The following is a 26,010-nucleotide window of genomic DNA, read 5'->3' as shown; positions in this document are numbered from 1 at the left end:
ACCGGAAACCAAAGTTGATACTTTATGGAATGTCCTTCTAGACTGATACTTAAATCATTTGTCTTAAAGGACCGGGCGCACTTTACCCGGTTTTTCTTAGAACTTGAATCATGTGAAATTGAGGTGGTGAATGAGGTGCAACATTATTTTATTGGTTTTAAATTACCCGAAGAAATAGCATATCAACTAGATGAACTACGAAAAGAATGGCATTTAGATCAATCACATAAAATAGTACCAGCAGCCGTAGATTTGCATCTAACTTTGCTGTATTTAGGAGCAGTGGAGGAGAGGTTATTAACTCAATTGTTGTATAAATTAAATGAACTGTCTGGTGTAAGTGCAGGTTTAAATATTAAACTTAACGGGATATCTACTTTCGGAAATCCATCAACTCCACGAGTAGTTTACGCATCAATAGAAGAGGAATTAAACTTAGCTATATTACAAAGTTCGATTAGGGAAAAATGCCAATCATTGTTTTCAAAAATAGACAAAAAACCTTTTGTTCCCCATGTTACGCTCGCTAAAAAGTGGAAGGGACAATCGTTTTCAAAAGAAATGTATATCGAAAAGTTATTATTCTCTGTGAATGAATTCTCGGTCTATTCAATTAACCCTGGGCAAGTTCCTTCTTATCAAGTAGTGCATAGTATTCCCTTAAAGGAAATAACCTCATGAAGACAACTATAATTGTGAATCCCATTGCTGGGAATGGGAAATCGTTAAAACGCTGGCAAATATTCAAAAACAATCTAAACTTCCCTTATGAACTTCAAATGACTTCTAGACCAAAACATGCCACTGAATTTGCAAAAATTTGTGTACAGAATGGCGAACATCAATTACTTATTGCGTTTGGTGGAGATGGGACTGCCCATGAAGTAATTGAAGGAGTTTTAGGTTGTTCTAATTGCATAGTAGGTGTCATCAGTGCTGGTTCTGGTAATGATTTTGGAAGAGGGTTTCCAACATTTAAACACGCTGAAGAACTTAATAACTATGTAAAAACAATCGGGAAGACCCTTCAGATGGATATTGGACATGTAATTACCCAAAATGAAAAGTTTACTTTTGTTAATAATGCAGGCATTGGTTTTGACGCATATATTGCTTATCAAGTAAATAACTCTCCCATCAAAAAGATCCTAAACAAGTTCAGTTTAGGTAAGCTAGCTTATACATATTTTGTCATTAAAACGTTAGGTACATTTAAAAATTTTTCATTAACAGTTGAAACTCCTAATCATTACCAGATATTTGAAAAAGTATGGTTTGTGACAGTAAGCAATCAACCATATTTCGGTGGTGGAATGAAAATTTCACCACTCTCTAATCCCGCTGACGGAAAGATTGAAATAACAGTGGTTCATGATTTATCACGTATTAAACTGTTATTGCTATTTGTATCTGTATTTTTTGGTAAACATACTTCACTAAAAGAAGTGTATCAAATCACATCATCCTTTGTTACTTTAACGACCGATGAAACTATGTATCGCCATGTAGACGGTGAGTATGCAAATAAAACGACAGCATATATTGCGGATGAATTTTCAGTTCAATCAAATCAATGGAATATTGCTAGATTGAGATGAACTTGACAATAGACTGAAATTCTATGATAATAACATGTCGAAAAGCATATGAAAGTAGGGTGATATTTATGAGATTACGTAATAAACCTTGGGCTGAAGATTTTATTTCTGAACATCCCAATATTGTGATTCCAAATCCAGAAGATTTTAGTGGGAATTGGGGAGAAGTTTTTCAAAATAGCAATCCTATGCATATTGAAGTAGGAACAGGTAGAGGTCAATTTATAACTGGAATGGCAAAAGCTAATCCAGATATCAACTATATTGGAATTGAATTATATGATAGCGTCATCCTGTCAGCTCTTGAAAATGTTATTAAAGCTGAAATTCCTTCCAACTTAAAACTATTAAAAGTTAATGGAGAACATTTGTTGAAATTCTTTGCAAAGAATGATGTAAGCCGTGTTTATTTAAATTTTTCCGATCCTTGGCCAAAGATTAGACACGCTAAGAGAAGATTGTCTCATGATACTTTTCTGAAATTATATGAATCAGTTTTAATAGATAACGGTGAAGTCCATTTTAAGACAGACAATCGCGAGCTTTTTGAGTTTTCTTTGAAAAGCATGTCTGAATATGGCATGTTATTAAAATCTGTTTCGCTGGATTTACATGTGAATATGCCAAAAAATAACATTATGACAGAATATGAAGAAAAATTTTCTGCAATGGGACATCCTATTTATCGTTTAGTATCTCAATTTATTTCAAGATAGATTATTATAAAGTGTTATTTTAGTAGTTTAATAAATGAAAAATTCAATAAAACAGTAAAAACGCCCTCTCAATTTAAAGATTGTTTAGGCGTTTTTTGTTACACTAAAAATATTACATAAGGAGGTCATATAATGGATCAATACACATTTCACGGGATGACGTTAAGTTGGTTAGACGGAGGATTTACATTATTAGATGGTGGTTCCATGTTTGGAGTTGTACCTAAACTTTTATGGTCAAAAAAATATCCTGTAAATGATTTAAATCAAATCGAACTAAGTACACACCCCATCTTGATTCAATTTAATAGTAAAAATATAATAATTGATACAGGGGTAGGCTTTAATAAAATGAATGAAAAGCAGCTAAGAAATAACGGGGTACAAGAACAATCAAAACTCGACGACTCATTAGCTTCTTTAGGATTACTTGCTGAAGACATAGACTTTGTACTTATGACACATATGCATGCTGATCATGCTTGTGGTTTAACTAAGTGGGATAATGAACAGACAGTTTCCGCATTCCCTAATGCCAAAATTGTATTATCTGCTATCGAGTGGAATGAGGTTCGTAACCCAAACATACGCTCTAGAAATACATACTGGAAAGAAAATTGGGAAGGTATCCAAGATCAAGTCGTAACATTTGAAGAAGAATTAAAAGTATTACCAGGTATTCGAATGATCCATACAGGTGGACATAGCGATGGTCATAGTATTATAAAATTAGAACAAAATGGCGAAACGATTATTCATATGGCTGACATAATGCCAACCCATGCACATCAAAACCCACTGTGGGTATTGGCATTTGACGATTATCCAATGACCTCTGTTTTCGCTAAAGAAAAAATAATGTCTGAAGCTCTAGCAAACGGCTACTCATTTATTTTCTATCATGACGCTTATTATCGTATGATTAAATGGGATACAACAGGAAAAGAAATAGTCGATAAGTTAGAACGCACTAGAAAATAATCAGTTCTTAAGATTTAGTTATAAAGTGACCAGTAAATGGATAATTTTGAAATGATAAAACCACTAACGTCTGGTTAAATTAAAAGGCAACGGATTAGGAATTATTATACCAAGAGAAGTATCCATTCATTCGTCATCAATATCTAAATATTAGTTGAATAAGGGGCATATGCGATTGATGGATGCACCCGCTGTATGAGAAGAAAGACCGAAAAGGAAGTGACAAACAACGTCACTGCCTTTTCGGTCATTATGGTGTTATATGTTTCGATTCAAAATGACCGGGATACCCAAGGAGAAACATTGTGGAAAAAACTGAACTGTCACTGCAAAGAGATACCCTCTAGCGAAACGACACCATATAGCCATTTTCCTGGAATCACCTTATTTAAATTTTAATTAATTCAACAACAGTACCTGTTCGTGCATCGGCGAGAAAATCAAATTGTTCCACTTCTCCTTGACGTACACGCGAAATTCCACCACGGTATACATCTGTAGAAATCGCTTGACGGTTGAATGGTTCTGTTTTCATATAAATCCAAGAACCATCAATCGGACCTTCCTTTTTAAACAATTGTTTAATATCATGTAAAACTAACTCAGCGGGTTTAATTGTTTCGATACGAGTTGAAACTTCACGAATTAAAACTCCTGCCGCAATGCCTGTAAAAAATCCAATGATTAAATCTCTTGTCTTCATTAATTTACCTCCTAGTGTACCGGTTTTTTTCAGTTTACCATAAGTTACATTAACAAACAGAACTAAACTCATTCAATATACTTCGACAAACGAATTTAAAGTGGAAATGTTTTGAAGAATCAACTACAATATTAATGACTGAAGTACATAGGAGGATTTCACATTGAACTCAGAAACATTACAATTATTTAAAACATTAACTGAACTTCCAGGAGCACCTGGTAATGAACATGCTATTAGAAAATTCATGAGAAGTGAACTACAAAAATACTCTGATGAAATTGTTCAAGATAATTTGGGAGGTATTTTTGGATTAAAAAAGGGTGATGACCAAGGTCCCCGGATTATGGTGGCGGGTCATATGGATGAAGTTGGTTTTATGGTATCACAAATAACTGAAAACGGAATGCTTCGATTCCAACCATTGGGTGGATGGTGGAGCCAAGTTTTACTTGCACAACGCGTTGAAATCATTACAGACAATGGTCCTGTGATTGGGGTTATTGGTTCAATACCACCTCATATACTTAGTGAAGAAGTGCGCAACAAACCAATGGAAATCAAAAACATGTTAATTGACATTGGAGCAGATGATTTAGAGGATGCCAAGAAAATTGGTATTCGACCTGGTCAACAAATAGTTCCAATTTGTCCATTTACACCAATGGCTAATCGCAAAAAAATATTAGCAAAAGCATGGGATAATCGTTATGGTTGTGGACTTGCAATTGAATTATTAAAAGAACTTAAAGATGAAAAACTTCCTAACACTTTATATTCAGGTGCTAATGTTATGGAAGAGGTCGGCTTAAGAGGAGCACAAACTGCTGCTACATTAATTAAGCCAGATTTATTTTTCGCTTTAGATGCAAGTCCTGCAAACGATATGTCTGGTTCTAAAACTGAATTCGGCCAACTTGGAAAAGGAACATTATTACGGATTTTTGATCGCTCTATGATTACACATCGTGGAATGCGTGAATTTGTTTTAGATACTGCTGAAACACATAATATTCCTTATCAATATTTCATTTCTCAAGGTGGAACTGATGCAGGTCGTGTTCATATGTCAAATGAAGGGGTGCCAAGTGCGGTTGTTGGTATATGTTCCCGCTACATTCATACAGCTGGTTCTATCATTCACACTGATGACTATGCGGCAGCAAAAGAATTAATCGTAAAACTTGTGCGCTCGGCTGACAAAACAACACTCGAAACAATTCATCAAAATGTTTAATAAAATTAGTGCCTGAAAAGGCGCTTTTTTTGTTTTAATATTAAGGGGGTTCTTATGAAAATTGCTATTGGGACAAAAAATCAAGCAAAAGCACAAGCTGTTAAAAATGTTTGTAATGAATTCATAGATAATATTGAATATATAATGCTCGATGTTCCTTCTAACGTCTCAGAACAACCCTTTGGGGATAAAGAAACATTACAAGGAGCAAAGAACCGTGCGTTAAGTGCTAGCATGGAGGAACAAGTTGATTTATCTTTTGGACTCGAAGGTGGAGTAAAAGAACTAGATGGTCAACTTTTTATTTGCAACTGGGGTGTACTTCATACTAAATTAGGTCACCATTATAAAGCAGGGGGTGCACAAATTCCCTTACCAGAAGAGATTGCATGTGCTATTCGAAATGGAGAAGAACTCGGACCAGTTATGGATCAATATACAAATCAAGTAGGAATAAGACATCATGAAGGGGCTGTAGGAGTGTTTACTAATGGAATTGTTAAACGCTCAGAAATGTTCGAACACGTTGTTAAACTCTTATTAGGTCAATTCTTTAAAGAGAATCATATTCAAGAAACGTCTTAAGTTGCACGTATATGGGAAGCATATTAAAATAGACTACAGTACTTTGTTGGACGGGAGGAATAAAAATGAAATTTAACCGGGTTCGAATTGCTATCATTCCTATCTTTGTAATAATGTTAACTGCTTGTTCGGCTTCTGCTGAAGAACAGACAGGCGATGGCATTAAATTAGCAAAAACGATTTTTGAAGAAGAGCCAGTTAAAGCAAACGAACAAATAGATAGTATTGAATTATTTGTTCCAAGGGGTTTTTCTGTACTAGAAGATTCGGATGATACGAATATAATTTTAGAGAAAAATGAACATTCATATGTTTTATTTATTAATCCAAATGAAGACAGTGATAGTCACTTATTTTATGACTTGCTTCAAGTTGAGCAAAAAAATGACATTTATGCTTTGGAAACTTTTGAACAAAACAATCGCTTTGGATTCATTGCTATTCTACCATCAAGTAAGGAACAATTTGAAATCGTGGCAAGTATAGGTGGAGTGAAATTGACGGTGATTTCTGATGAAGCTAATATTTATACAAATATCGAACAGATGATGAAAATTGTTCGTTCTGTTAATAGAGGAGAGAATTAATTGAGAGATTTACAGTCTATCGAAGAGTTTCATACAATAAAACTAGCAGAAGATGTGGTATTTTTATTCACAGCTGGCTGGTGTCCAGATTGTCATTTTATCGACCCATTTATGAACGAAATAGAAGAGAAATTTGATGAAAAGTTTACATTTATATCCGTAGATCGGGATCAATTCATTGACTTATGTGCAGAATATGATATATATGGAATTCCTAGTTTTCTAGCCTTTAAGAATGGTTTGGAAGTTGGACGCTTAGTCAGTAAAGACCGTAAAACGCAAGAAGAAATTGAAAATTTCTTGTCAGAGCTTGTATAATGATTGGAAGCATAGAATAAAAATAAAAGAGCGGTTCTGCCCATTTTGGTGAGAGCCGTTTCCTGCTGTAAAGGATATGATACTTTGAAATCAGAACAATTGGTTGAAAGATTAAAAAAAGAGCTACCGAACCCTTCATTCACATGGCAACATGACCAGAAAACAGATCGTGTACGACTTCACCATACAAAATTAAATAAAGGAATGGAAATATCCCTTCCAGAGATATTAGCAAAGTATGAAGTGATTAAAGATAAAGCAATTAATACAGTGGTTTATACAATTAGCCAAACATTTGAAGCAATGGAGCGAGAGTCAAGTGGTTTAGAACAATCAACATCACAAATTTATCCTGTTATCCGTTCTACTTCTTTCCCACTAAAATCGACTGAAGGACACGATTTTATCGTAACAGACCATACCGCTGAGACTCGTATATTCTACGCTTTAGACTTAGGCAATACGTATCGCTTATTGGATGAAGATATGTTATTACAATTGAAGATTACTTACGTGGAAGTTAAGGAATTAGCAAGATTTCAAGTAAGAAAACTATCTACTGAAGTAAAAGAGGATCATGTAGCTGGTAATATCTTTTACTTTTTGAATGCGAACGATGGATATGATGCAAGTCGTATTTTGAATGAACAATTTTTAAAAGAGATGCAAGCTAAAATTGAAGGTGATATGACCTTATCTGTACCACATCAAGACGTTCTAATTATTGGCGACATTCGAAATGATGCAGGATATGATGTCCTGGCCCAATTAACCATGCACTTCTTTACAGTAGGTAAAGTCCCAATTACTTCTTTATCCTTTATATATGAAGATGGTGAATTGGAACCAATATTTATTATGGCAAAAAATCCAGTACAAAAGGAGAACAACGACAAATGAACATTTTTTACAATAAGAAAGGTGTAGGCGACGTACTTTTAGTTCAACTTACACCTAATAAATTTGAAGATATAACAACTGAATCAAAAGGCGACATAACTTTAGTTAAAGATTCTAACTCAGCTGAAGTTGTTGCATTAAATGTGTTCAATGCAAGTAAATATCTAGAAATACAAGGTGAAGGTCCTGTTGAAATCACAATTGAAGTTATTTCGTCTTTACAAAAATTAATTAATCAAAATGAAATAGAGTTAAAACTAGAAGTTGATTTTTCTTCTAAATTTGTAGTTGGCTATGTTGTATCAAAAGATAAACATCCAAATGCTGACAAATTGAACGTTTGCCAAGTTGAAGTTGGAGAAGAAACTCTCCAAATTGTTTGTGGAGCACCTAACGTTGAAGCTGGCCAAAAAGTAGTTGTAGCTAAGGTAGGTGCTGTAATGCCTTCAGGCTTAGTAATTAAAGATGCAGAATTGCGTGGTATTGCTTCCAGTGGGATGATTTGTTCTGCAAAAGAACTAGACCTACCAGATGCACCAACAGAGAAGGGGATATTAGTGTTAGAAGACAGTGTCGAAATAGGATCCGCTTTCCAAGCATAAACTAAGTGAAACTTTGTATATACTCAGTTTTGAAGGCGTTTGATTTGAAGAGCAAACCTGTTAAAATTGAAACATTGATATGAAAAGAGGGTTTGTATTGAATTGGTTGACCAAAGCAGTGAAAAAATTATTTTCTGATACACAATCTGATAAAGAAATTACTTTAGAGGAAACTGAGCACTCAACTTACGAACAGCCTAAAACACCATTCCGTTTTCCACTAATAAGTGATAAAGAGAAGGGTCGTTTAGTTGATGAAGAACGATTACTGGATGTCCCTCAAAAAGAGGAACCAACGCCTTTGTATATGCATAAACAGTGGCAGGAGCATCGAAAAAATACAGTTGTTCATCAGGCAACTGGTTCAACCGGTATAAAACAATCGAGTAAACAAACAGTAAAAGAACACTTTCCAGAAGTTAAACCTAGAATTACAAAAGTGCTTGTTCAATCTAAAAACTTTAAACCAACAGATGTTCCATCTCCAATTCATGGCTTTAATAAATCAAAGATATTACCCATTGATGAATTATTAGCGAATAAGAATAAAGATAAAGTTGATGACAATAAAGAGGATAGCAATCTTTCATTTAGTGAACCCGATAAAATTAAACCACTCCCAATACTAGAAAATAAAGTAGATAAAGAGATACCTTTGCAGGTTGAAGTCCCAATTAACAGCGAACCTACTGAAAAAGTAGAGGTGGTTTCTGATTTGGGGAATGAACAACCAACAATTGAGAAGAAAAAGAAGTCTCTTCCGTTTAATGTACTAATGTTAAATTCAGATAATAAAAAATATCAACAAAAGATAGCTCAAACTATTAATCCTCCATCTTTTCCAGAAGTCATACCATCAGAACCAGTCGCTCGACTAAATGTTGATTTACCAGAGGAAAAGGCTATAACTGTTCAATCGGGAAGTGTTGAAACAAATGTAGTAGACAATGAAAATGGATATAACTTTCCTAAGGAACATTTTTTAGTACCGCCTGAGCAGAAAACTCAGGATTATGAATGGCTGCAAATGCAAGCGGATCGGTTAATCGAAGCACTTTCTTACTTCCAAATTACTGCGGATATCGTGCAAATGGTTCAAGGTCCTGCAGTAACTCAATTTGAAATAACCGTGGGACAAGGAACTAAAGTAAGTAAAATTCGTAATTTGGCAGATGATTTAAAATTGGCACTTGCAGCGAAAGATATTCGAATTCAAGCGCCAATTCCGGGTAAGAGTTCAATAGGGATTGAGATTCCTAATAAAGCGTCAAGACCTGTTAGGTTATCAGAAGTTGTTGGAAGTTCGAACTTTAAAGAATCTGAATCTCCTCTTGAGGCGGCTCTTGGATTAGATTTAACTGGGAAACCTGTGACCATCGATTTGCGAAATATGCCACATGGTTTAATCGCAGGAGCTACAGGGTCAGGTAAATCAGTATGTATTAACTCAATATTAATTAGCTTATTGTTTAAAGCTACACCAAAGGAATTAAATTTATTATTAATTGATCCTAAAATGGTAGAATTAGCACCATTTAATCATATTCCGCATCTTGTAAGTCCGGTTATTACAGATGTTAAAGCAGCTACTGCTGCTCTTAAATGGGCAGTTGAAGAAATGGAAAGAAGATATCAGCTATTTGCCCATACTGGTGTACGAGATATTTCTCGATATAATGCCATGGCAGATGAGAAAAGACAATTTGCTCAGAAACTCCCATACTTATTAATTGTTATTGATGAGTTAGCTGATTTGATGATGATGGCACCAACAGAAGTGGAAGAATCCATATGTAGAATTGCTCAAAAAGCACGTGCTTGTGGAATTCATTTGGTAGTTGCTACACAACGTCCTTCGGTAGATGTCATAACAGGACTTATTAAAGCAAACATTCCAACACGAATAGCATTTTCCGTATCGTCTCAAATCGATTCTCGAACAATTCTCGACGTTCAAGGAGCGGAGCGCTTACTTGGACGTGGCGATATGTTATATTTAGGAAACGGGATGTCTGCACCAGTTCGTTTACAAGGAACTTATGTCACTGATGAAGAAATGGAAAAAATTATTGATCACGCTCGTAGTCAAGGAGAACCCTCCTATTTATTCGAACAAGAGGAACTAGTCCGTCGTTTAGAGATTGCAGAAGATCAGGATGATTTATTTGAAGAAGCTTGTCGTTTTATATTGGAACAAGGTTCAGCTTCGACTTCATTACTACAACGCAAATTTCATATTGGATATAATCGGGCAGCAAGACTTGTTGATTTAATGGAACAGCATGGATATGTTTCAGAGTCTAAAGGCAGCAAAGCACGAGAAGTATTTATTACTGAAAGTGATTTACAACAACTTTTTGATTAAAAAAGCCATTAGCCAGCTGGCTATAAGCGTTCATTTCGAAATAAGATTAAATAATGATATAATGGGGTAAGTATAGATATGAAAGAAAAGTATGGAATTACGTGCACCTTTCCCAGGAGGCTTAAATAATGACAGTGTTTCATTTTATAGGAATAAAAGGGTCAGGGATGAGTTCACTTGCACAAATAATGCATGATGAAGGAAATCAGGTACAGGGCTCAGACATAGAAAAACATTTCTTTACTGAAGACCCGTTACGTAAATGCGGCATCCCGATATTGCCATTTAATGTTAAAAATATTCATGATGGCATGACAGTTATTGCAGGTAATGCCTATAAAGATGACCATGAAGAGATAGTTCGTGCTCATGAATTGGGTGTTGAAGTCATTCGATACCATTCGTTTCTGGGTAAAATGATGGGGAAATATACTTCAATTGGAATTACAGGTTCTCACGGTAAAACTTCGACTACAGGCTTAATGTCACATGTTTTAAGTGGTTATGCCCCTACATCTTATCTGATTGGAGATGGTACTGGACATGGTGATTCGCAAGCAAAATATTTTGCATTCGAAGCTTGTGAATATCGTCGTCATTTTTTAGCTTACCATCCAGATTACATGATTATGACGAATATTGATTTTGACCACCCAGATTATTTTGTTGGAATAGAGGATGTTATTGAGGCCTTCCAATCAATGGCTTTGCAAGTGAATAAAGCCCTTATTGTATGCGGTGATGATGAACATCTCCAAAAAATTCAAGCTAATGTACCGGTTATCTGTTATGGTTTTAGTTCACAAAATGATTTTGAAGCTAGAAATGTGATTAAAACTACATCAGGTACAAGTTTTGATGTCTTTATCCGAAATGAATTTAGCTACACATATGAAATTAAGTTATTTGGTGATCATGCTGTTCTAAATGCACTGGCTGTAATTACGTTGTGTCATTATGAGGGTATTCCAGCTGATATTATTCAACAACAAGTGTCTTCCTTTGGTGGAGTTAAACGTCGTTTTTCTGAGAGTAGAAAAGGCGAACGAATATTAATCGATGATTATGCACATCATCCAACTGAAATAAAGGCCACAATACAATCAGTTCGCCAAAAATATCCACAGCGTGAAATAATTGCTGTATTCCAACCGCACACCTTTTCACGAACAAGAACATTCTTAAAAGAATTTGCTGAAAGCCTAGAAGTTGCCGATTTTGTCTATTTATGCGACATATTTGGTTCAGCACGGGAAAACAAAGGCGATTTAACTATTCAAAATTTGGCAGATTTAATTGACAACTGTATTATCCTAAAAACAGAAGAAATAAAAGTTTTACTTAACCATCACAATGCAATTTATTTATTTATGGGAGCTGGAGATGTACAAAAATTTCAAGCTGAATTTGAAAAGGTAATTTAACGGTATGGAAACTCTAGTTATAAACAGCTAGAGTTTTTATTTTTAAAAGAAGGATATAATTTATTTTTATTGAATAATACTACTAGTAGAAGTTTATTTACTGTTTTATTTGGGTAAATAGTAAATACGTACAATTAAATGATGGAGGAGATTTTATGGAATTGGTATTATACATAGCAGCGTTAGTTGCAGCTATCGGATTTCTCGTTCTTTGCATAAGTCTTGCGATGACATTCACATCGTTAAATAAGACCTTAAAAGAAGTCTCAGGGACGATGTCTGGATTAGAAGGTCAATTACAAGGTGTAACGCGAGAAACAACTGAATTATTGCAGAAAACAAATGATTTAGCTTCAGATATTCAAAACAAGTCTGAGAAATTAAACAGTGTTGTTGATGCAGTAAAAAATGTTGGCGAATCCGTAAATGGTTTAAATACATCTGTACGACAAATTACCACTTCCATTAGCTCTGAGGTTGAGAAAAACGAAGACAAAATTGCACAAGTAGTACAATGGAGCAATGTTGCTCTTGGCATCCGTGACGAATGGAAAGAACGAAAAGCCATCAAGGAAGCACGTTCAGATTACAAAGGATTATAAAAGTAAACCGGTTGATGAATTAAAAATTAGGAGGAATAACAACATGACACAATATAAACCAAATTATAACGAAGCGAAGTATAATAAGGAATTTTATAAAAACAATTCTGATCAAATGGAATCGAACCTACCACATTCAGAAGAGTATTTAGAAGAGTATTCAGATTCACAATACAACGACCCCATTTATATAAGTAATGAAGTAAATTCAAAAGACTTTATAATTGGAGCATTAGTAGGTGGCATTATTGGAGCAGCTACAGCTTTATTTCTGGCACCAAAATCAGGTGCAGAACTTCGCGATGATGTTTCGACTCAAGCAAGTCAATTAAAAGATAAAACAGTAGATTTATCATCAACAGCAATGGAAAAAACGTCTCAATTAACATCTCAATTAAGAGAAAAAACAGTAGATTTATCATCTACTGCCAAAGACAAAACGAATCAATTAACAGCACAGTTAAAAGATAAGTCAACTCCTTTAGTTGATAAAGTTAAATCGATTAAATCTAAAGTTCCTAATCTAACAGATGATGGTACTACATCTTCTGAAGGTGAGGAAGCAATTGATTACATGGAAACCCTCACTAACACAGTGGAAGAAGTCGTCAATGAAATTGAAAATAACAAAAATACAACTTCAACTGCAGAAGCATTTAAAGAAGAAGTAGCAAACAAGAAAAACTAAAATTGTAAAGGTCCACATAAAATATGTGGATCTTTTTTTATTAAAAGAATTTTTCATAGGAATAACACTTTAGCGCGTTGAAGTGCGAAAGAAATAACGTGACTTTCTTGAACTCTCGTAATATAATAAGTCTACTATCAAAAAAACATCATATCTTTTGCGTTTTATCGTGAATAAAGTATGACTAAGAGAGGAGATCAAAATATGAGTAATGAACAATTGGATAGTTTACGCACAAATGTAGATGAATTAAACTTAGAAATTCTGCGTTTAATCAATGCACGTGCAACTGTCATACAAGAAATTGGTAAAGTAAAGGAAAAGCAAGGTGTTAACCGATATGATCCCCTTCGAGAACGTCATATGCTAAACCTAATTAAAGAAAATAATGCTGGTCCATTAGCGCAATCCACAGTTGACCACATTTTTAAAGAACTATTTAAAACAGCTTTAGGACTTCAGGAAGACGACCAACGTAAAGCACTTCTTGTTTCACGCAAAAAGAAAGCAGAAGATACAATTGTAGTAGTCAATGGAGAGCGCATTGGAGAGGGTAAACCATCATTTGTTTTCGGACCATGCGCAGTTGAGTCATACGATCAAGTGGCTACAGTTGGAGCAGCTATACAACAAAAAGGATTAAGAATGATTCGTGGGGGAGCTTACAAGCCACGTACATCACCATATGACTTCCAAGGGCTCGGACTGGAAGGATTAAAAATCCTTAAACGTGTTGGACAAGAATATAATCTTGCAGTTGTATCCGAAATTGTCACACCTTCTCACTTAGAAGAAGCGTTAGATTATATTGATGTAATTCAAATCGGTGCACGTAACATGCAAAATTACGAATTGTTAAAAGCCGTAGGTTCAATTAAGAAACCCGTACTATTAAAACGTGGTATGTCTGCGACAATTGAAGAATTTATTCATGCTGCAGAGTACATTATTTCTCAAGGAAATGATCAAATCATTTTATGTGAACGTGGAATTCGAACTTATGAAAAAGCCACACGTAACACACTTGACATTTCAGCAGTCCCAATATTAAAACAAGAAACTCACTTACCAGTATTTGTTGACGTCACTCATTCTACAGGACGTCGTGATTTATTGCTTCCTGCTGCGAAAGCGGCAATTGCAATTGGAGCAGATGGTGTTATGGCTGAAGTTCATCCAGATCCAGCAGTAGCTTTATCGGATGCAGCGCAACAAATGAACTTACAACAATTTGATGAATTTTATAATTCATTACAAAAATTCATGAAGTCTTATGAAGTAAATGCATAATCTCTGTGCCGGTTCAATTACTGAACCGGTTTCTTTCTTTTATTTTGATGGTCATAATGGAAAGTATTAGATGATTGTTATATGATAATATTAGATAGGAACAGGGCAGGAGTGTATACATATGACAATAACCATTTATGACGTAGCACGTGAAGCTAATGTATCAATGGCTACAGTATCTCGAGTCGTCAACGGAAATCCAAATGTAAAGCCAGCAACTCGAAAAAAGGTGTTAGATGTTATTAAACGATTACAATATCGTCCAAACCAGGTTGCAAGAGGCTTGGCTAGTAAAAAAACAACAACTGTTGGGGTTATTATTCCTGACATTTCTAATATCTTTTATGCGGAATTAGCCCGTGGAATAGAAGATATTGCAACGATGTATCGTTATAATATTATCTTATCGAATTCGGACCAACGTGAAGATAAAGAATTACAGCTTCTTGAAACAATGTTTGGTAAGCAAGTAGATGGAATTGTGTTTATGAGTGAGCATGTATCGGTAGACCTTCTCAATATGATGGACAGATCTCCCGTACCGATTGTTTTAGCAGGTACAATTGATTCTTCTGGCAATATGCCATCTGTTAATATTGACTATTATCAAGCTGCTTATGACGCAGTTAATCGGTTACTTCAAAATAATAACAAGAGAATCGCCTATGTTTCTGGATCACTTTCTACTACTATCAATAGGGCTTTTAAATTTACTGGTTATGAAAGAGCTTTAGCTGATGCAGGTCTTCAACTTGATAATGAACTAGTTGTAGAAAGTGAAACAACATATGATGCTGGGTACACAGCTTTTAAAACGCTGAATAGTATTCCTAATGCTCCAACTGCTTATTTTGCAGGGAATGATGAACTTGCAATAGGCCTAATTCATGGTGCACAAGATGCAGGCTTACACGTTCCAAACGATATAGAAGTTATTAGCTTCGAAAATTCTAAACTTGCACGTATGGTACGTCCAGAATTAACGAGTAGTGTATTACCACTGTACGATATTGGTGCTGTGTCAATGCGTCTATTAACCAAGTATATGAAAAAGGAAAAGATTGAAGAAAAAACTGTCATATTGCCACATCGAATTGAAGAAAGAAATTCAGTGAAATAAGAAAAGGAGTGAGCTACAGTAAATGTAGTCACTCCTTTTCTTTTCAATAATATAAAGGCTTAATTTAATCTCAAGTTATTTCTAATGTTTCTTAATGACTTCGTATAGAATAAAGAACTTTATTGAGCATTTGTTTGTTTTTTTCCGTAATTTCTTCTTTGCGTGGAATGGGTTCATATAAATTTTCAGGATCCATCCAGGTCGGAATTAATGTAACGGGAGAATCTGGCTGCCACTTTTCAAGCCAGTTTTTAGGAAGAGACCCCTGTGGAGTAGCAATGTTATTCATTTCCATCCACAGCAAAGACCAAGCTCTAGGAACCACTCTCCAAATATCATAGCCACCGCCACCAACAGCAATCCATTTCCCGTCACAAAATTCATGAGCAAGCTGATGTGCGAGTTTAGGAATCTCTTGATATATTTTCATAGTTCCATATAAATGTGTAAGGGGATCAAGATAATGAGCATCTGCACCATTCTGACTAATAATGACATCTGGTTTAAAATGGGCAGCAATTTCACGAAAAGCAGTCATATAAAGATCTAGAAACGATTCATCTTCCGTAAATGCATCAATTGGCAAGTTAAATGATGTTCCATACCCCGGTCCAGAACCTCTCTCACTAACACTACCTGTGCCTGGAAACAAATAACGACCTGTTTCGTGAATAGATATTGTACAAACATCAGGATCCTCGTAAAAACTCCATTGAACTCCATCACCATGATGAGCATCAGTATCTATATAGAGAACACGAGCCTTATACTTTTGTTGAATGTATTTAATGGCAACAGAACTATCATTATAAATACAAAAGCCAGATGCTCGACCATGAAAACCGTGATGAAGACCTCCACCGAGGTTAAGTGCATGTGAAGCCTTATTTTCCATAACATAATCTACCGCTGTTAGTGTACCACCAACTAAACGTGCACTTGCTTCATGCATATTTGGAAAAATAGGGGTATCTTCAGTTCCAATTCCAAAACTTTCCGTTTGAGCAGAAGTAACTAGTCCTAGACTAGCTTTTTTAACGATATTAATATACCTTGCGTCATGAGCAAGTAATAACTCATCATCTGTTGCAATACGTGGTTTTACAATATCTTCTTCTGAAAGCGCATTCATTTCCCGCAATAAATCAAGCGTTAATACGAGCCTTTTCTGATTAAAAGGATGGTTTTCAGAAAATTTATATCCTAGTTGTTCCTCAGAATAAATGAAAACCGCATGTTTTTTTAAATTGTCATTCCCGGTATGTTTGGCCATAGTACATCAAAACCTTCTTTACGTAGATCTTCAATAATCCGAAGGGGGTTCATTGTCTTCACACGGAATACCAAGATTTTGTTGTCGTCATTTTGTGAATCAGGATAAACGAGAACACTAAGGACGTTTATTTTATGCTCATAAAAAACTTTTGAAACTTCAAACAATACACCTGCTCGATTGGGTACCCGTACTTCAATATGAGAACCTGGTTGATGTGCGCCGGTTAATTCAATATATTTATATAATAAATCGGTCTCTGTTACGATACCTACCAGCTGTCCGCCACTCACAATTGGGAGACAACCAATTTTTTGTTCATAAAAAATAATAGCTACTTCTTCGACAAAGTCTAATGGGTGGCCAATCATTGGATTCTTAGTCATAATTTCTACAATTTCAGTGTCTAGAAAATTATGTTGTTGATCTTGATCTTTCATTAACAATGAGGGAGTTGCTTTTTTGATATCCCTATCAGTAACAATCCCTATTACTGTACCAATTTCATTTGTGATAGGTATATGGCGAATTCTGTTCTTATCTAATATCGTTATTGCATCTTTTATTGTATTAGAAGGTTGAAGAGTTAGGACGTTTTTCTTCATCATTTGTTCAACAATCATAGGTCAAGAACTCCTTTACTGTTAATACATAAAACGATTCATAAATCGTAGTTGATCAAATCTTTGAATGGATTCATTATCAATTCGAGTCCCTATTTTAGCCATTAAACAATTGGCGGGATGAGAACTAATTTCTGGGTCGTCGGTCGCAAAATATTCTAGACCACCGGCAGTCATCATCTTTTCCATCATTTTGCGGTACTCCCAGACATTGAGACCGGTCCCTTTTAAATCCCAGTGCCAATAATATTCAGTTGTAATCGTAATGTAATCTTCCATAGCATCATCCATCATGGATACGCGAAGTAAACTTTTTCCTACACCTGTTCCGCGATACTTTGGAATCACTTCTATTGCGCCCAACTCAATTAGATTGCTCATTTGTCCCTGAGACCAACGTTCAAGAGGGTCAGGGTATAAATACGTTACATATCCAACAATTGTTAGATTTTCACGAGCAATTAGTATACGCGCTTCTGGTAAATTCGCAATTTCGACTATTGCTTTGTGTTGTTGAGCAGGTGGACGAAATGCGATCAAATCTTCATGGAAAATTAATCTGGCGATATCTGCTGATGAAATGGGTCCTTCAATAATCAATTGGCCATGTTTCGTTTTTAATTCCATGGCATTATAGGTTTTTTTATGTTCCATCTTTACACCACCTGAAAAGAATTACAATTAATTCTATTATACATGAATTAACTAATGAGAGGTCAATTTCGATACATTCAATTTATTCATTCTCGAAAAAGTCAATTAATTCGCCATTTACTATTAATTTAAGGTAAAATAATAGTGTATTGTAATTGAGAGGGTGGTAGAAATGAAACTTGAAGTACTCCCAGTCGTTCAAGGAGATTATTCACTCCAAAACTACGACGAAACATCAGCAAACTTTGATTGGAAAGATGTAGAGAAAGAATTTAGTTGGCATGAGACCGGTCGCCTAAATATGGCACATGAAATCATAGACCGTCATGCAAATTCGGATCGAAAAAACAAAATTGCGCTTTACTTTAAAGAAGGCAATCGCAATGAATCTTATTCTTTTAATGAAATGAAAAAATGGTCAAACAAAGCAGCAAACGTATTGAAAACGCATACAAATCTTGAAAAAGGTGATCGTTTATTTATATTTATGCCACGTTCGCCTGAATTATATTTCTCATTAATCGGTGCTCTTAAAATGGGGGTTATTGTAGGACCATTGTTTGAAGCGTTTATGGAAGGTGCTGTGTATGACCGTTTAGCGGATAGTGAAGCAAAAGCGATTGTTACGACACCAGAACTTTTAAAACGTATACCAGTAGACAAGTTACCTCATCTAGAAACAATTTTATTAGTTGGGGAAGATGTTACTGAAGATAATAAAACAATAGACTTTATGAAACATTTAAATACTGCTTCATCATATTTCAATGTTGAGTGGTTAGAAAAAGAAGATGGTTTAATCCTTCATTACACATCAGGCTCTACAGGTAAGCCTAAAGGCGTATTGCATGTTCAAGAAGCGATGCTTCAACATTATCAAACGTCGAAATGGGTATTGGATCTACAAGAACAAGATATTTATTGGTGTTCAGCTGATCCAGGTTGGGTTACTGGTACATCTTACGGAATTTTTGGTCCTTGGTTAACAGGGACAACGATGGTTGTTCTAGGCGGTAGATTTTCACCTGCAGCTTGGTATCAAGCAATTGAAGATTTTGGTGTAACTGTTTGGTATAGTGCTCCCACAGCCTTCCGTATGTTAATGGGTGCTGGTGACGCTTTGGTTAAGGACTACGACTTGTCCTCACTGCGACACATTTTATCAGTTGGAGAGCCATTAAATCCAGAAGTGATTAGATGGGGAGCAGAAGTATTCCATCATCGCATACATGACACTTGGTGGATGACAGAAACAGGAGCTCAAATGATTTGTAATTTTGCATGCTTACCTATACGACCTGGTTCAATGGGTAAACCAATTCCAGGGGTAACAGCTGCAATTGTCGATGACAGGGGAGTAGTATTGCCTCCTCATCAAATGGGGAACCTAGCACTTAAAAAAGGGTGGCCATCGATGATGAGCCAAATTTGGAATAACCCTGAAAAATATCAATCTTACTTTTTGAATGATGAATGGTACGTTTCAGGTGACTCTGCTTACATGGATGAAGACGGTTACTTTTGGTTCCAAGGAAGAGTAGATGATGTCATCATGACATCTGGAGAACGAGTAGGTCCTTTCGAAGTGGAAAGTAAACTACTAGAACATCCGGCTATTTTAGAGGCAGGTGTTATAGGGAAGCCTGATCCTGTTCGAGGAGAAATCATTAAAGCATTTGTTGCTTTAAGAGAAGGATATGAGCCTTCAGATGAATTAATTGCTGATATACAACAATTTGTAAAAAAAGGGTTAGCAGCCCATGTGTCACCTCGTGAAATTGAATTTAAAGACAAGCTACCAAAAACACGTAGTGGAAAAATAATGAGACGAGTCTTAAAATCTTGGGAACTCGGCCTACCAACTGGTGACTTATCGACAATGGAAGATTAAATTAGAAAACAGAACTTGCTTCCTTAAAATGAGCAAGTTCTGTTTTTTTTTATAATCTAAATAAATATAAAATTTAAGCAGTGTAACTTATCTAATCTGATAAGTTACACTGCTCTTTCATGTCTAATTTCTCAACCATCTTCAGGTGGAGGTGGCGGTTCGACTGGAGGCTCTGGAACTGGATCTGGATCTGGTATTGGATCTGGATCTGGTTTCGGATCTGGTTTCGGATCTGGTTTCGGATCTGGTTTCGGATCTGGTTTTGGATCTGGTTTTGGATCTGGTTTTGGATCTGGTTTCGGTTCAGGTATCGGTTCTGGTATTGGCTCAGGTTTGGGTTCTTCAATTTCCGCAATGTTTGACTCTGGAGATTGTTTACCTGTGATATCGACAGCCACTACGAAGTACTTGCCTGGGCCACTAACCTGGTACGAATAATTACCGGCTTCTTTTACAGAAGTTAGAAGAACATTTCCACCACTAGAACGCTGGAATACACGGTATCCAACGACATCATTTGAAGTTGAACTCGTCCAAGTGAGTGTTTGTTCTGACAGTTTAGCGGAAACAGCTCCAGGTGCAACGGAATCTGCTTCAAATATATCTTCAGAGACAACTCGATTAGCAAAAATTGAATTTGCCGGGAAGAGTTTACTTCCATCGCCACCTAATCTACCTAACATTCGATTGATGAAGTTTTCATTCACACCAACTCCGCCCTCAATTACAAATTCAATTGGAGTAGTCGGGAGTGCTTTAAAACGCTTTTCATTAATCATCACATATGATGCAGAAATCAAAGAATCGTCTGCTTTATTAGGAAGAAAAGTATTTGCATTAAATAAATCAGAAGTTACTAACCCTGCTTTAGAACATTCTGCTGATGGTGCAAATCCTGAGATGGAACAAAATGAACGTGATACAACGCCTTTAGGAGCTTTAAATTCGATATTTGGATCAATTAGTTCTGGATTCACATCATATGATGCATTCATAATACGAGCCCATAACATATTTACTCGTTCACCTGGTCTAGAATAAGTTCCGCTACTGTCTTCTAAATTCCGTGGTGTATCATAACCAAGCCATACGCCAAGTGTAATGGCAGGATTATAGCCCATAAACCAAACATCATGATTGTCATTTGTAGTACCTGTTTTAGCAGCAAAATCAGAACTGAACTTCAACTCACTTTTTGCTCTCATTCCAGTCCCTTCACTGAGTACATCACGTAACATATCTGTCACGATATAAGATGTTTGAGGCGTGTAAACAGGTACTGCCTCTGATTGATGTTCGAAAATAATATTGCCGTCTGCATCTTCAATTTTTTCAATCATATATGCTTCGACAAATTGTCCCCCGTTACCCAATGTGGCATATGCATTGGTATTTTCTAGAACAGAAACATCAACTGCACCAAGGACTGTGGATACATTTGCATGAGTTGAATCTGTTACATTAGAAAAATTCATTTTCTTTAAAAATGATGTTGGTTTCTGATCTTTAATTGAATCATAAAGTCTTAGTGCAGGTAAGTTTTGAGAAACAGCCAGTGCTTTCCGTGCTGACATGATGCCAAGTTCTTGTGTAGAATTATAGTTGGAAGGATTATAAGCTCTTTGTCCCGGAGTATTCAATGTAAACTTTACATCGACAAGTGGGCTTCCCGCACCAATTACACCGTATTCAATTGCAGGTCCATAGCCTACTAATGGCTTCATTGTAGAACCGTTATGTCGATAGGCTTGTGTAGCATGGTTTGTTTTTTCTAGGCTATAATCTCGTCCACCTATAAAACTTAAAATACGCCCCGTACTATTTTCAATCATCATACTTCCAACTTGAACTGGAGCATCAACCCATTCATTTTCTTCTTTTTCGGCATTGTATATTTCTTCTTTGTATGTGGTTCCATAGTTTTTAAATGCAGCTTGCACTTCTTGATGCTTATCATATAATGGTTGATCAATAGTTGAATAAATTCGATAGCCGCTTGTTCGCATAGCACGTTCTGCGAGAATAAGGTATTTGTTGCGTAACTTTTCTTCGCTTTTTAGGCGGCTAGGATCGATATTATCCTTTTTAGCAAGGATCTCAGAAAGAATTTTCTTTGCTTCATCTTCAAGTGCGTATGTTACATAAGGGTATCGTTCTTGAGGTAATTTTTCTGGTTTACGAAAATCTTTCTTAATATCATAAGCAACTGCAGCATTATATTCAGCGTCAGTGATGTAACCTGTCTCCTTCATGCGGTAAAGGACCGTTAACATGCGGTCAATTCCCGGCTTCAAAGCTTTGTCAGCTTTTAGCTGACCTTCGTTAGTGAAAGGTGTGTGTGCGAAAGGCGCTTGAGGTATACCCGTGATAAATGCAGCTTGGGGAAGCGTTAAGTCTTTCGCAGCAACATTAAAAATCCCTTCAGCTGCTGTAGCAATCCCGGCGATATTCCCACCTGAAGAATTACGTCCGTAAGGTATGATATTTAAATAGGCTTCTAAAATTTCATTTTTTTTCATGAATTTTTCAACTCGCATAGCCAGAAGAATCTCTTTTGCTTTACGCTCATAAGAAACTTCATTAGTGAGTATTTGATTTTTAATTAATTGTTGAGTAAGTGTTGATCCACCAGTTTGGTTGTCAGAGTTTGTAACATCCTGCAAAAGTCCCCTAAAAATGGCTTTTGGGACTATGCCTTGGTGTACTTGGAAATACTCATCTTCTGTTGCATATACTGCATCAATTACAAAAGGGGAGACATCTTTCAGTTTCGTTTCAGTACGTTGTAAATCTGTTCTCAATGGTCCTAAGTACACGTTGTTTGCAAAATAGATTTCAGATGTCTCTTCATAACTCAAAATGGATGCACGCATTTCTTCCTCTTTTAAGAGGGGTTCTTTATCAACTAAAGATGCGAAATAACCGGCTCCAACGGAACCAACAAATGCCCCACCAACTAGCAGTACGATTAACATCAGTAATGCTAAATTCCACACAACTCCGGATGTTATTCTTAGTCCTTTTATCCATTTAGTACTTGTCCATTTATCCCATGTTTCATTAATTATTTTAATCGTATTTTTCAATTGATCTTTCAAGCGGATCCCCCTCCTAAAACCTTGTCTTATTATACCATAAATAGATTCTAAGTTAATAGAAATCCCATTTTACAAAATAGAATGATAAAATCAAATCATAACAAAAAATATTAGTAATTGTAATAAAGAGATACATAGCTATTAGTAGTTATGCATTGACAACAAGAGTTTTATACGTATAATAAAATATAATATTCTTTTAAGTAATGAAAAGTCCGAAGTAATGGGTGCAAATGCTGTTAAGAGAGCCAGCGGATGGTGCAAGCTGGTCAGTGTGTATTCATGAATTACAGGCTTGGAGCTTAAACGTATACACAACGATACTGTGTCTGAAGAGCGGAAGGAGATTTTCCTTCAAGCTGGGTGGTACCGCGCAAATTGTATTTAGCGTCCCTGCATGATTTTTTTAAAATCATGCAGGGACTTTTTTATTTGAAGGAGGAAAAAAGATGTCAAACGCATTAATAGAAGATTTAAAATGGAGAGGTCTTGCTTACCAGTTAACAGATGAAGATGGCATGGTGAATCTTTTAAATAATGATTCAATTTCTTTATATTGTGGGGTAGATCCAACAGCAGATAGTATGCATATTGGACATATCGTTCCTCTGTTAACTTTACGACGTTTCCAACTACACGGACACCAACCCATTTTATTAATTGGTGGGGCAACAGGAATGATTGGTGACCCATCAGGGAGAAGTGAAGAGCGCCAATTACAAACTACTGAACAAATTGATCAAAATGTTAAGGGACTTAAAGTACAAATGGAACGTATTTTTGATTTTAACACTAAAAACGGAGCAGTAATGGTAAACAATCGTGACTGGATAGGCTCCATGAATGTCATTGAATTCTTACGTGACTACGGAAAATATATTGGAGTTAATTACATGTTAGCAAAAGATACAGTTGCTTCACGTTTAGAGGGTGGTATTTCTTTCACTGAATTCTCTTACATGTTGGTTCAAGCGATTGATTATAATCACTTATACAACTCTTATAATTGCCGTATTCAAGTTGGCGGATCAGATCAGTGGGGAAATATCACGACTGGACTCGAAATGATACGTAAAACGCATACAGATGAAACAAAAGCATACGGAATGACCATTCCACTTGTTACGAAAGCGGATGGCACAAAATTCGGCAAATCTGCATCAGGATCCGTTTGGTTAGATGCAGAGAAGACTTCACCTTATGAGTTTTATCAATTTTGGGTAAATGCTGCCGATACAGATGTCATTAAATACATGAAAATCTTTACTTTCTTATCACGAGAAGAGATTGAAAAATTTGAGGCAACAGTTGCAGAAGAACCACATTTACGAAAAGCTCAAAAAACACTTGCTGAAGAAATGACTCGTATGATTCACGGACAGGAAGCATTAGATAATGCAATTCGTATCACGCAAGCACTTTTTAGTGGGGATTTAAAAGCACTATCAGCAAACGAAATGAAAGAAGTATTTAAAGATGTTCCTTCTATTGAAATGGTGAAAGAAGACAAGAATATTGTGGACGTATTAGTTGAAGCGGGTGTTTCTCCTTCAAAACGTCAAGCACGTGAAGATATAACGAATGGTGCTATTTCTATAAATGGTGAGAAATTAACAGACGTCAATCATATAGTCAATAAAACGAATCGTTTAGACGATTCATTTGCTATTGTTCGTAGAGGTAAGAAAAAATACCATATGGTAAAATTTATTTAAAAAAGTAAAGCTGTGATTACGACAAACTAGTCGTGATCGCAGCTTTACTCATTCTATTTAGCTTTTGTGATCCATAAAGGCAATTCTAAATCCCCATAAACTTCTGGATGTAGGATATTTGCAAGTTTTAAAGCACCTTCTAGTAATCGAGGAGAAGGACGACAATACAATTCTTCCTCCATTATATGTATATTACTTTTCTGTTCATCTGTTAAAGTATTAAAACCAGGACGTTTTGAAACAACTTTTGTGTTTACTTTAGCTTGTGCAATACCAACCCAAGCTAATAAGATGTAGTCTGGATTACGTCCCATGACATCATCCCAATCAGTTTGTATGTTAGCAGAATTCATATCTCGAAAAACATTGTGTCCACCCGAAATTTCACTAACTTCTGTTAACCAATTAACTTGACCTGGCGTAAAGATAGGTTTTGGCCACCACTCCCAGTATAGTTCTGGGAATTTCTGTACAGTTTTAGCTCTTTTTTTCATGTCATCAATAAAAGACGTATATGCAGCCGCCACAACCTCAGCATGCGAACTGATGCCACAAGCATTTCCTGTGGTCAATAAATCTTCTGCAATATCATTTAAACTCTGAGGATCCAACACAAGATGGGGGATACCACGAGCAATTAATTCGTTAACGTTTTTTTCCATTCCAGGAACACTAAGTGATGCAAGAACCAAATCAGGTTCCAATGCTTCAAGGGCATCGATATCAATTGATAAATCCGGACCGAGTCTTGGGAGGTGTTGAACAGATAATGGCCAATCTGAAAAATCATCTAATCCCACCAATTGGTCAGTTAGACCTAAATAAGCAAGTAGTTCTGTATTACTTGGACAGATAGATATGAGTCTCATAGAAAAACTCCTTTTGAACTTTTCATAAGTGTATCATAGAAGTAATAAGAAAAACCGGTCAAAGTACTCCCGGTCCTTTTAAGGAAGTACAAATGATGTTGAACAATAAACCTACTGCACCATCACCTGAAGAATGTAATAGCCTTCAATTCAAATCTAGTGATTTCCGTT

The 26,010-nt window shown here is 35.9% G+C and carries 24 protein-coding genes and 1 other annotated feature; of the genes, 18 read left to right on the top strand and 6 right to left on the bottom strand.

What is annotated here, in order from left to right; translation table 11 throughout:
* Positions 1–135 precede the first annotated feature (135 nt).
* The 4 genes from thpR (at position 136) to B371_RS0114195 (ending at position 3,295) form a co-directional block, all read left to right on the top strand.
* Positions 136–681, top strand: coding sequence for an RNA 2',3'-cyclic phosphodiesterase (gene thpR, locus B371_RS0114210; RefSeq protein WP_019414977.1), 546 nt, complete (start codon positions 136–138; stop codon positions 679–681).
* A complete protein-coding gene (locus B371_RS0114205) occupies positions 678–1,598 on the top strand; it encodes a diacylglycerol kinase family protein (protein ID WP_019414976.1) in 921 nt (306 codons plus the stop codon). The genes thpR and B371_RS0114205 overlap by 4 nt, the downstream gene beginning before the upstream one ends.
* Positions 1,599–1,666: 68 nt before the next feature.
* Positions 1,667–2,314 carry a tRNA (guanosine(46)-N7)-methyltransferase TrmB gene (gene trmB, locus B371_RS0114200; RefSeq protein WP_019414975.1) on the top strand — a complete coding sequence of 216 codons (648 nt, stop codon included), beginning with the start codon at positions 1,667–1,669 and terminating at the stop codon, positions 2,312–2,314.
* 132 nt (positions 2,315–2,446) lie between these two features.
* Entirely contained in the window at positions 2,447–3,295 is an 849-nt protein-coding gene (locus B371_RS0114195; protein ID WP_019414974.1) for an MBL fold metallo-hydrolase, read from the top strand.
* Positions 3,296–3,683: 388 nt separating this feature from the next.
* On the opposite strand, the gene B371_RS0114190 is transcribed toward B371_RS0114195, so the two are convergent.
* A complete protein-coding gene (locus B371_RS0114190; RefSeq protein WP_019414973.1) occupies positions 3,684–3,998 on the bottom strand; it encodes a hypothetical protein in 315 nt (104 codons plus the stop codon).
* 163 nt (positions 3,999–4,161) lie between these two features.
* Between B371_RS0114190 and B371_RS0114185 the strand changes: the two genes are divergently transcribed.
* The 12 genes from B371_RS0114185 (at position 4,162) to ccpA (ending at position 15,716) form a co-directional block, all read left to right on the top strand.
* Positions 4,162–5,235, top strand: coding sequence for a M42 family metallopeptidase (locus B371_RS0114185; RefSeq protein ID WP_019414972.1), 1,074 nt, complete (start codon positions 4,162–4,164; stop codon positions 5,233–5,235).
* 54 nt (positions 5,236–5,289) lie between these two features.
* A complete protein-coding gene (locus tag B371_RS0114180) occupies positions 5,290–5,820 on the top strand; it encodes a DUF84 family protein (protein ID WP_019414971.1) in 531 nt (176 codons plus the stop codon).
* 65 nt (positions 5,821–5,885) lie between these two features.
* Positions 5,886–6,407 (top strand): hypothetical protein, encoded by a 522-nt coding sequence (locus B371_RS0114175; RefSeq protein WP_019414970.1) that lies wholly within the window; start codon positions 5,886–5,888, stop codon positions 6,405–6,407.
* A complete protein-coding gene (locus B371_RS0114170) occupies positions 6,408–6,725 on the top strand; it encodes a thioredoxin family protein (RefSeq protein ID WP_019414969.1) in 318 nt (105 codons plus the stop codon).
* 84 nt (positions 6,726–6,809) lie between these two features.
* Positions 6,810–7,625, top strand: a complete 816-nt coding sequence (locus tag B371_RS0114165; protein ID WP_019414968.1) for a DUF1444 family protein — start codon at positions 6,810–6,812, stop codon at positions 7,623–7,625.
* A complete protein-coding gene (gene ytpR, locus B371_RS0114160; RefSeq protein WP_019414967.1) occupies positions 7,622–8,227 on the top strand; it encodes a YtpR family tRNA-binding protein in 606 nt (201 codons plus the stop codon). Before B371_RS0114165 ends, ytpR begins: the two co-directional genes overlap by 4 nt.
* Positions 8,228–8,324: 97 nt before the next feature.
* Positions 8,325–10,592, top strand: a complete 2,268-nt coding sequence (locus B371_RS0114155; protein WP_019414966.1) for a DNA translocase FtsK — start codon at positions 8,325–8,327, stop codon at positions 10,590–10,592.
* A 128-nt stretch (positions 10,593–10,720) separates the two neighbouring features.
* On the top strand, positions 10,721–12,016 hold the full coding sequence (gene murC, locus B371_RS0114150; protein ID WP_019414965.1) for a UDP-N-acetylmuramate--L-alanine ligase: 1,296 nt from the start codon (positions 10,721–10,723) through the stop codon (positions 12,014–12,016).
* A gap of 155 nt (positions 12,017–12,171) precedes the next feature.
* On the top strand, positions 12,172–12,618 hold the full coding sequence (locus B371_RS0114145) for a DUF948 domain-containing protein (RefSeq protein ID WP_019414964.1): 447 nt from the start codon (positions 12,172–12,174) through the stop codon (positions 12,616–12,618).
* Between the two features lie 43 nt (positions 12,619–12,661).
* Positions 12,662–13,306: a YtxH domain-containing protein gene (locus B371_RS0114140; RefSeq protein ID WP_019414963.1), complete on the top strand. Its 645-nt coding sequence runs from the start codon at positions 12,662–12,664 to the stop codon at positions 13,304–13,306.
* A gap of 204 nt (positions 13,307–13,510) precedes the next feature.
* On the top strand, positions 13,511–14,596 hold the full coding sequence (locus B371_RS0114135) for a bifunctional 3-deoxy-7-phosphoheptulonate synthase/chorismate mutase (protein WP_019414962.1): 1,086 nt from the start codon (positions 13,511–13,513) through the stop codon (positions 14,594–14,596).
* A 121-nt stretch (positions 14,597–14,717) separates the two neighbouring features.
* The gene (gene ccpA, locus B371_RS0114130; RefSeq protein WP_019414961.1) at positions 14,718–15,716 is read left to right on the top strand and encodes a catabolite control protein A; all 999 of its coding nucleotides are present in this window, start codon (positions 14,718–14,720) and stop codon (positions 15,714–15,716) included.
* A 91-nt stretch (positions 15,717–15,807) separates the two neighbouring features.
* Here ccpA and B371_RS0114125 read toward each other — a convergent pair whose 3' ends face one another.
* Genes B371_RS0114125 through B371_RS0114115 form a run of 3 tightly spaced genes read right to left on the bottom strand, consistent with a single transcriptional unit; the run spans position 15,808 to position 18,266 of the window.
* Entirely contained in the window at positions 15,808–16,989 is a 1,182-nt protein-coding gene (locus B371_RS0114125) for an acetoin utilization protein AcuC (protein ID WP_019414960.1), read from the bottom strand.
* Complete coding sequence (locus B371_RS0114120) at positions 16,959–17,612, bottom strand: acetoin utilization AcuB family protein (protein WP_019414959.1); 654 nt, start codon at positions 17,610–17,612, stop codon at positions 16,959–16,961. Before B371_RS0114120 ends, B371_RS0114125 begins: the two co-directional genes overlap by 31 nt.
* A gap of 21 nt (positions 17,613–17,633) precedes the next feature.
* The gene (locus tag B371_RS0114115) at positions 17,634–18,266 is read right to left on the bottom strand and encodes a GNAT family N-acetyltransferase (RefSeq protein WP_019414958.1); all 633 of its coding nucleotides are present in this window, start codon (positions 18,264–18,266) and stop codon (positions 17,634–17,636) included.
* A gap of 172 nt (positions 18,267–18,438) precedes the next feature.
* Here B371_RS0114115 and acsA point away from each other — a divergent pair, with 172 nt between their 5' ends.
* Positions 18,439–20,157 carry an acetate--CoA ligase gene (gene acsA / locus B371_RS0114110; protein WP_019414957.1) on the top strand — a complete coding sequence of 573 codons (1,719 nt, stop codon included), beginning with the start codon at positions 18,439–18,441 and terminating at the stop codon, positions 20,155–20,157.
* Positions 20,158–20,288: 131 nt separating this feature from the next.
* On the opposite strand, the gene B371_RS0114105 is transcribed toward acsA, so the two are convergent.
* Complete coding sequence (locus tag B371_RS0114105; protein ID WP_019414956.1) at positions 20,289–23,255, bottom strand: transglycosylase domain-containing protein; 2,967 nt, start codon at positions 23,253–23,255, stop codon at positions 20,289–20,291.
* A gap of 197 nt (positions 23,256–23,452) precedes the next feature.
* Positions 23,453–23,653, top strand: a binding site (T-box leader).
* Positions 23,654–23,704: 51 nt separating this feature from the next.
* Between B371_RS0114105 and tyrS the strand changes: the two genes are divergently transcribed.
* Positions 23,705–24,970, top strand: coding sequence for a tyrosine--tRNA ligase (tyrS, locus tag B371_RS0114100; protein ID WP_019414955.1), 1,266 nt, complete (start codon positions 23,705–23,707; stop codon positions 24,968–24,970).
* Positions 24,971–25,023: 53 nt separating this feature from the next.
* Here the strand turns inward: tyrS and B371_RS0114095 are convergent, their stop codons facing one another.
* Positions 25,024–25,839 (bottom strand): cobalamin-binding protein, encoded by an 816-nt coding sequence (locus B371_RS0114095; protein WP_019414954.1) that lies wholly within the window; start codon positions 25,837–25,839, stop codon positions 25,024–25,026.
* Positions 25,840–26,010 lie beyond the last annotated feature (171 nt).

The organism is Paenisporosarcina sp. TG20 (assembly GCF_000286315.1).
Classification (GTDB): domain Bacteria; phylum Bacillota; class Bacilli; order Bacillales_A; family Planococcaceae; genus Paenisporosarcina.
The sequence above is the reverse complement of the archived record's forward strand: the minus strand, read 5'-3'. Positions and strand labels throughout refer to the sequence as shown.

Excerpts from the sequence above, each read along its gene's own strand:
- B371_RS0114120 (WP_019414959.1), bottom strand. The coding sequence starts at position 17,612 with ATGATTGTTGAACAAATGATGAAGAAAAACGTCCTAACTCTTCAACCT.
- B371_RS0114180 (WP_019414971.1), top strand. The coding sequence starts at position 5,290 with ATGAAAATTGCTATTGGGACAAAAAATCAAGCAAAAGCACAAGCTGTT.
- ytpR (WP_019414967.1), top strand. The coding sequence starts at position 7,622 with ATGAACATTTTTTACAATAAGAAAGGTGTAGGCGACGTACTTTTAGTT.
- B371_RS0114195 (WP_019414974.1), top strand. The coding sequence starts at position 2,447 with ATGGATCAATACACATTTCACGGGATGACGTTAAGTTGGTTAGACGGA.
- B371_RS0114140 (WP_019414963.1), top strand. The coding sequence starts at position 12,662 with ATGACACAATATAAACCAAATTATAACGAAGCGAAGTATAATAAGGAA.
- B371_RS0114125 (WP_019414960.1), bottom strand. The coding sequence starts at position 16,989 with ATGGCCAAACATACCGGGAATGACAATTTAAAAAAACATGCGGTTTTC.
- B371_RS0114205 (WP_019414976.1), top strand. The coding sequence starts at position 678 with ATGAAGACAACTATAATTGTGAATCCCATTGCTGGGAATGGGAAATCG.
- B371_RS0114175 (WP_019414970.1), top strand. The coding sequence starts at position 5,886 with ATGAAATTTAACCGGGTTCGAATTGCTATCATTCCTATCTTTGTAATA.
- ccpA (WP_019414961.1), top strand. The coding sequence starts at position 14,718 with ATGACAATAACCATTTATGACGTAGCACGTGAAGCTAATGTATCAATG.
- tyrS (WP_019414955.1), top strand. The coding sequence starts at position 23,705 with ATGTCAAACGCATTAATAGAAGATTTAAAATGGAGAGGTCTTGCTTAC.
- B371_RS0114095 (WP_019414954.1), bottom strand. The coding sequence starts at position 25,839 with ATGAGACTCATATCTATCTGTCCAAGTAATACAGAACTACTTGCTTAT.
- B371_RS0114115 (WP_019414958.1), bottom strand. The coding sequence starts at position 18,266 with ATGGAACATAAAAAAACCTATAATGCCATGGAATTAAAAACGAAACAT.
- murC (WP_019414965.1), top strand. The coding sequence starts at position 10,721 with ATGACAGTGTTTCATTTTATAGGAATAAAAGGGTCAGGGATGAGTTCA.
- B371_RS0114135 (WP_019414962.1), top strand. The coding sequence starts at position 13,511 with ATGAGTAATGAACAATTGGATAGTTTACGCACAAATGTAGATGAATTA.
- trmB (WP_019414975.1), top strand. The coding sequence starts at position 1,667 with ATGAGATTACGTAATAAACCTTGGGCTGAAGATTTTATTTCTGAACAT.
- acsA (WP_019414957.1), top strand. The coding sequence starts at position 18,439 with ATGAAACTTGAAGTACTCCCAGTCGTTCAAGGAGATTATTCACTCCAA.
- B371_RS0114190 (WP_019414973.1), bottom strand. The coding sequence starts at position 3,998 with ATGAAGACAAGAGATTTAATCATTGGATTTTTTACAGGCATTGCGGCA.
- B371_RS0114145 (WP_019414964.1), top strand. The coding sequence starts at position 12,172 with ATGGAATTGGTATTATACATAGCAGCGTTAGTTGCAGCTATCGGATTT.